Source organism: Mycobacterium sp. (assembly GCF_039583785.1).
In the GTDB taxonomy this organism is placed as follows: domain Bacteria; phylum Actinomycetota; class Actinomycetes; order Mycobacteriales; family Mycobacteriaceae; genus Mycobacterium.
Genome location: NZ_JAVKSG010000047.1, coordinates 22921 through 28510 on the forward strand (window position 1 = coordinate 22921; position 5590 = coordinate 28510).

8 protein-coding genes are annotated in these 5590 nt (G+C 66.1%); 5 read left to right on the forward strand and 3 right to left on the reverse strand.

Features of this window, described 5'->3' with window-relative positions; genetic code table 11:
* The coding region (locus ABDV69_RS14490; RefSeq protein ID WP_343575506.1) for a hypothetical protein at nucleotides 1-313 on the forward strand (313 nt) is incomplete at its 5' end.
* Nucleotides 314-354: 41 nt separating this feature from the next.
* Here the strand turns inward: ABDV69_RS14490 and ABDV69_RS14495 are convergent.
* Entirely contained in the window at nucleotides 355-1020 is a 666-nt protein-coding gene (locus ABDV69_RS14495) for a TetR/AcrR family transcriptional regulator (RefSeq protein ID WP_343575523.1), read from the reverse strand.
* A 216-nt stretch (nucleotides 1021-1236) separates the two neighbouring features.
* Here ABDV69_RS14495 and ABDV69_RS14500 point away from each other — a divergent pair, with 216 nt between their 5' ends.
* Nucleotides 1237-1377, forward strand: a complete 141-nt coding sequence (locus tag ABDV69_RS14500; RefSeq protein WP_343575508.1) for a hypothetical protein — start codon at nucleotides 1237-1239, stop codon at nucleotides 1375-1377.
* 8 nt (nucleotides 1378-1385) lie between these two features.
* Here ABDV69_RS14500 and ABDV69_RS14505 read toward each other — a convergent pair whose 3' ends face one another.
* On the reverse strand, nucleotides 1386-2141 hold the full coding sequence (locus ABDV69_RS14505) for a methyltransferase domain-containing protein (RefSeq protein WP_343575510.1): 756 nt from the start codon (nucleotides 2139-2141) through the stop codon (nucleotides 1386-1388).
* 89 nt (nucleotides 2142-2230) lie between these two features.
* Between ABDV69_RS14505 and ABDV69_RS14510 the strand changes: the two genes are divergently transcribed.
* Genes ABDV69_RS14510 through ABDV69_RS14520 form a run of 3 tightly spaced genes read left to right on the forward strand, consistent with a single transcriptional unit; the run spans nucleotide 2231 to nucleotide 4574 of the window.
* Nucleotides 2231-3229: a GNAT family N-acetyltransferase gene (locus ABDV69_RS14510; RefSeq protein ID WP_343575524.1), complete on the forward strand. Its 999-nt coding sequence runs from the start codon at nucleotides 2231-2233 to the stop codon at nucleotides 3227-3229.
* A 1-nt stretch (nucleotide 3230) separates the two neighbouring features.
* On the forward strand, nucleotides 3231-3893 hold the full coding sequence (locus ABDV69_RS14515; protein ID WP_343575512.1) for a DUF5642 family protein: 663 nt from the start codon (nucleotides 3231-3233) through the stop codon (nucleotides 3891-3893).
* A 24-nt stretch (nucleotides 3894-3917) separates the two neighbouring features.
* Complete coding sequence (locus tag ABDV69_RS14520; RefSeq protein WP_343575514.1) at nucleotides 3918-4574, forward strand: DUF5642 family protein; 657 nt, start codon at nucleotides 3918-3920, stop codon at nucleotides 4572-4574.
* A gap of 3 nt (nucleotides 4575-4577) precedes the next feature.
* On the opposite strand, the gene ABDV69_RS14525 is transcribed toward ABDV69_RS14520, so the two are convergent.
* On the reverse strand, nucleotides 4578-5174 hold the full coding sequence (locus ABDV69_RS14525; protein WP_343575516.1) for an alpha-ketoglutarate-dependent dioxygenase AlkB: 597 nt from the start codon (nucleotides 5172-5174) through the stop codon (nucleotides 4578-4580).
* Between the last annotated feature and the right edge of the window lie 416 nt (nucleotides 5175-5590).

Here is a 5590-nt window from a genome sequence, read left to right on the forward strand (position 1 = left end):
GATTGAGCGCAGGACGGTGACCGCCAGGAGCGAAGACGTCCTCGCGCGCCATCGTTCCCGTGTCGATGGCGTCGCGCAGCGCGTCACCCGCCGCTTGTTCATTGCCGAACCGTTCGGCGCAGTCTCGGTGCCACGTTCGCCGGTTGTCGCGCCGGAATCTTCACGCAAACATTCCGCGCTTCGCGAGCTGATCCGGCTGCCGTGCCGGCTGAACAAACTGTGCGGCCGTTCAACAAAATTTCGGACGCTTCCCAGAAGCTTCACAGTTTCGCTTCATGGAACCGCGCATTCGCGCGTACCCGCGACGGTCTAACTCTATTTCCGCAGAGAAAGCTACCGGCGGGATTCGGCGGTCTATTTTGCGGGCGATTGCAACGTGGCGCCGTCGTGGGTGAGGTGCCCCCGTTGCTCGCTGTGCAGGACGCCGGCGACGATGGCCGACAGCACGCCGTCGAACTGTTCGGGAGTGTCGATGATCCGGTCGCCGTGGACGAACCGCAGCATCAGGCCGTTGATGAAGGTCAGCGTGACGTTGCTGAGGTCGTCGACGACGGCGGGATCAAGATCCGCGCCGTGTGGCAACAGCTGGACCAGGATGTCGTGATGCAGCTTGGTGAAGGCGTCTGTGGCGCGCTGCAGCGCGGCTGCGATCACCGGATCCCGGGTGGCCTGGATGGTCAATTCGTAACGCGCCCGGGTGCGGCTCAGCTGCGGGTCCAGACCGGACTGGATGACGACCTTGGCCAGTGTCGATGCCGACGACCCGTCTTCGACCGCAGCGCTGTCGGCGACCGTTTGCAGTGTGGCCAGGTCGAGTTCGACCATTCGCTCGGCGACCGCGTGCAGCAACGCCGAGCGGGTACGGAAGTAGAACGAGGTGGTGCCGTCGGGAACGCCGGCGCGACCGTCCACCTTCAGGTGGCTCAGGCCCTTGGCGCCGTCGTCAGCAAGCAGCTGAATAGCCGCGTCACACAGTTCGCGGCGGCGTTGATCGGGATTGGGCTTGCGTCTTTTAGGTATCCCGGCAGTGTAGCGGCCGCTGACCCGCGTTTTCGATGTCGCGGCAGATCCCGGGAGCCAGCTAGGTTTTCGCTTCCGGCGAGTCTACTCTATATTCATAGTGCCAACCGATAATCGCGCAACCCTCGAACGGACCGCACGTGACCGCGCCCGCCGGCCCAGCCGGAGGCGCCGCTGCGGCGTGATGCCTCCGATGCGCTTAGCTACCAGTTTCAGGTGCTGGCCGGCAACATTGCCGACACCTGTGTCGCCGTCCGGCATCAGCCCAGCGCCGCCGCGCACGTGTTCACGGCGCACGCTCTGGCCGCCGGCGGGATGTACGTCGTGCACGCGCCGACGAGGGCGTTTACCCGTTGACCTGACCGTCAGCCTGGTTTGCCGGCCGTGACGAACTGCAGACTGCGCTGGATCTGCTGCTCGATGTCGACGAGCCCGGATGTGGCGAACAAGTCGACGAACACATCCCGGTCGAACAGGCGCAACCCGATCGCCTTGGCGCCCGCCGTGCTCGCGTACCGGATGGGCGGTAGGTGACTCGCGTAGCTCGCGTAGCTGGTCAGAATCGCGATCCGGCCGCCGGGCCGCACCACCCGCACCATTTCGCGCGCGACCGTGAACGGCTCGGGCATCAAGTAGAGCGCCCCGAAACAGCAGACAGCGTCGAACGTTTCGTCATCGAACGGCAGCGTTCCGGCGTCGCCGCGGACGTAACAGGTGCGCGGTCCGCTGTTGTCCTGCACGGCGCGGCGCAGCATCGGCACCGAGATGTCAAGCCCGACCGCGAGGCCGCCCGCCGGAAGTTTTTCAGCCAGTTTGCCAGTGAAATTGCCAGGGCCACATGCGATATCGAGCACCCGGGATGCGCTCGACAGTTTCAAGGCTTTGGCGGCGCGCCGCTGTTCGCTGCCGGTGGTGACGCCGCTGGCGACGTAGAAGGCAACTGGACGCCACAGCCGCTCGTACACCAGGGCGACCAACGGATTGTTCATCGCCTGTTGAGCCGGCGTGGGGGTCGCACTGACCGCCGATTCGCCGAGCACGTCGAGGAAGCCGTGCCGCAGGCGCGCGTCGCGGTCGAGCAGATCCCGGGTTGTCTGCAGCGGATCATCGGTGCGGGTCACCGGAGTGAGTCTGCCGGGGCGCGCGTCCTTGCTGCAACATGATGGATGCCCCTAGCCTTGGCAGTATCTTCAACGGCGACAGGGGCGGCATGGTGACCGAGCTGACCACGCTGCGCGCCGACGAACTCGCCACCCTGGAGATCTTCAAAGGTTGCCCCGCTGAGGACCTGATGCCGCTGGCGGCCAGCCTGCAACCTGTGCAGGCTGCGGCGGGCCGGGTTCTGATGCGCCAGGGTGAGCAGGCGGTGTCGTTCCTGCTCATCGCGTCGGGCACGGTCAAGATCGAGCACCTCGCCGACGACGACGTGGTGACCGTCGAGCACGTCTGCGCCGGCACCATCGTCGGCGAGATCGCGCTGCTGCGGCGCCTGCCACGCACGGCGACGGTGACCACCAGCGAGCCGCTGGCCGGCTGGATCGGCGACAGCGACGCGTTCGCGCGACTGGTGCACATCCCCGGCATCATGACCCGACTGGTGCGCACAGTCCGGCAGCGCCTGGCGGCGTTCCTCACGCCGATCCCGGTCCGTACCCGCGACGGCTCGGAATTGCTGCTGCGTCCGGTGCTGCCCGGTGACAGCGAGCGAACGCTGCAGGGGCACGTCCGGTTCTCCAGCGAGACGCTGTATCGGCGGTTCATGTCGGCGCGGGTGCCGAGTCCGGCGCTGATGGATTACCTGGCCGAGGTCGATTACGTCGACCACTTCGTCTGGGTGATGACCGACCGGGACGGGAACCCGGTCGCCGACGCGCGGTTCGTGCGCGAGAACCACGACCCGGCCGTCGCCGAGATCGCATTCACCGTCGCCGACGCCTACCAGGGCCGCGGGGTCGGCTCGTTTCTGATCGCCGCGCTGTCGGTGGCCGCGCGGGTCGCCGGGGTCGAGAAGTTCTCCGGCCGGATGCTCGCCGACAACGTCGCGATGCGCACGATCATGGACCACTACGGCGCGTTCTGGCAGCGTGACGACGTCGGCGTAGTGACGACGGTCATCGATGTACCCGATACCCGGGATCTCTCGTTGAGCTGCGACATGATTGCAGAGATCAAACACACTGCGCATCAAGTCATTCGGGCTGTCAGTTAGCATGCGCCGTTTGGCGGCCGCGGCAGTGCTCGTGCTGCTCGCCGGGTGTGGTCAGCCGGTCGAACGGCCGCCGGCGCCGTCGGTGAGCGCGGGGGCGCGCCACGTCGATCCCGCTAACATCAGACGCGTGCGGCGTGACCTGCCGCCCGGTTATGAGGTGGCTCCGGTGGTGGATGTGACTGCACCGGTAAGCATTTGGGCTCTCGGCGGAGTCGTCGCTGCGAACCCGGCTCGTTGCGCGCCGTTGGCCGACCCGGGTGGTGGCCATGGTCAACGGGCGCAGGGTATTTCGGGGTCGGGCGCGGGAGGCACGGTGTACGCGGTGGTGGTGGCAGCCCCGGCGGGTCCTGTCGCGTTGGATCAGTTCCTGGTGGCTCAGTGCCGGCAGTGGGCCATCACCGGTCGGCGTGCCAGCGCACACGTCCACCTCGTCGATGCGCCCCACATCGACACCGCCGACACCGTCGGGATGGCGGCCGACATCGTCACCTCGGTCGAAGGCGGCAATGAAATCGGTTCGCACGCAAGCACCTTCACCGCGTACCTGGGTGATTACTATGCGTTCACCACGTTGATCAGTGATCCCGGCTTGCCGAATACGGCGCTGACGCCGCAATTCGCCGCGGACTTGCTGGTGAAAACCGTATCGGCCGTCAGGGGCTAGCGACGGTGCGTTAGATTGGCCTTAATGATGCGGATTGCGGTTGCGATCGGGGGGGTCTGTCTGTTGGCGGCGTGCTCCCACGGATCGACGAAGGCGCCCCCTGAAGCGGATATCGCCAAGATCGCGAAGGTGAGGTCTGACTTTGGGCCTGGCTACAAGGTAACGGAAACGGCGAAAACCGGGATCGACCCCAAGGTGCTGGCGACGCACAAGCTGCCGCCCGGGTTGACCTTCGATCCACCGGACTGCGCTTCGTTCGTCGTCGGCGCGGACATGCCGGCGGGTTTGCAGGGAAACATGGCCGCGGTAGCCGCCGAAGGCGACGGTGGGCGCTTTATCGCGATGGCGGTGCAGACATCGGCGCCGGTGCCGTTCGAGGAGCCGTCGCGCAAATGCAAGAGGGTGACGTTCCAGGGCGGCCGGGTTCGCGGCCTCATCGAGGTCGTCGACGTGCCGCAGATCGAGGGCACCCACACCCTCGGTGTGCACCGCGTGTTGCAGACCGTGGTGCAGGGCAAGCCGCGCAGTGGCGAGTTATACAACTATTCCGCGCATTTCGGTGATTACCAGGTGATCGTCACGGCCAACCCGATGCTGGTGCAGGGTCGGCCGCCAAAGCCTGTCGACACCAAGCAGGCCCGCGACTTGCTGGTGAAATCGGTCGCCGCGATCAAAGACTGATCGCTACCGGACATCTCGGGGCCGGAACTGGATGCTGACCCGCGGCCCGGCGTGGGTCGAGGTCTTCGGTACGGAGTGCTCCCAGGTTCGCTGACACGAGCCGCCCATCACCAGCAGATCGCCGTGCGCTTGCGGCAGCCGCAACGATGAACCCCCGCCACGGGGTCGCAGGGCGAAGGTGCGGGTAGCGCCGAGGCTGACGATCGCGACCATGGTGTCCTGCGTGCTGCTGCGGCCGATGGTGTCACCGTGCCAGGCCACGCTGTCGGACCCGTCGCGATACCAGCACAGGCCGACGGTGGTGAACGGTTCGCCGAGCTCGCCGGCGTAGATGTCGTTGAGCCGCCGCCGAATACGGGCCAGCTGCGGATGCGGAGCCTCATCGGTCGTGAGGTCATGGAAGCTCACCAGGCGGGGGACGTCGAGCACGCGGTCATACATCTGGCGGCGTTCGGCCCGCCATGGGATGGTCTCGAGCAGTTCGCGGAGCAGTTCGTCGGCGCCGTTCAGCCATCCCGAGCGGATGTCGATCCAGGCTCCGTGGCCCAGCGATCGGCGTTCGTTGCACTCGAACAACGACTCCTGTACCTCGATCGCCACGGCGCCGAGTCTATCGCACAATTGTTCGAATTCGGGCGACGATGCGGGCCGTGCAGCGGCCTGAGGAGGAGTGGCGCAGGCGTGCAAGCTCGGACAGCCGCAGCCGATGCTGTCGGCGAGTTCATCGGGTAACAGTTCGTGACGGCCCACAACCCGAGCAATACTTGAGGTCGTGGAATGCGTTCCGGTACCGGCTAGGTCACCGACACGCCCGGAACAGGACACCAAACGATCACGATGCGGTAACTGATCTGCCCTTGCCGCACGGAACCTGTCACTGTCGTAGCCGTGACTATCGATGTTGACGACGACTTGGTTCTGTACACGGACAGCCGGCCTTACCGATGCGCGCGGGGTCACTGGCTGCTGCCCGGACACATGATGGTCGGAAGCAGGTCGTGCTCCTGCGGGCGGGG

Excerpts from the sequence above, each read along its gene's own strand:
- ABDV69_RS14510 (WP_343575524.1), top strand. The coding sequence starts at position 2,231 with ATGGTGACCGAGCTGACCACGCTGCGCGCCGACGAACTCGCCACCCTG.
- ABDV69_RS14515 (WP_343575512.1), top strand. The coding sequence starts at position 3,231 with ATGCGCCGTTTGGCGGCCGCGGCAGTGCTCGTGCTGCTCGCCGGGTGT.
- ABDV69_RS14520 (WP_343575514.1), top strand. The coding sequence starts at position 3,918 with ATGATGCGGATTGCGGTTGCGATCGGGGGGGTCTGTCTGTTGGCGGCG.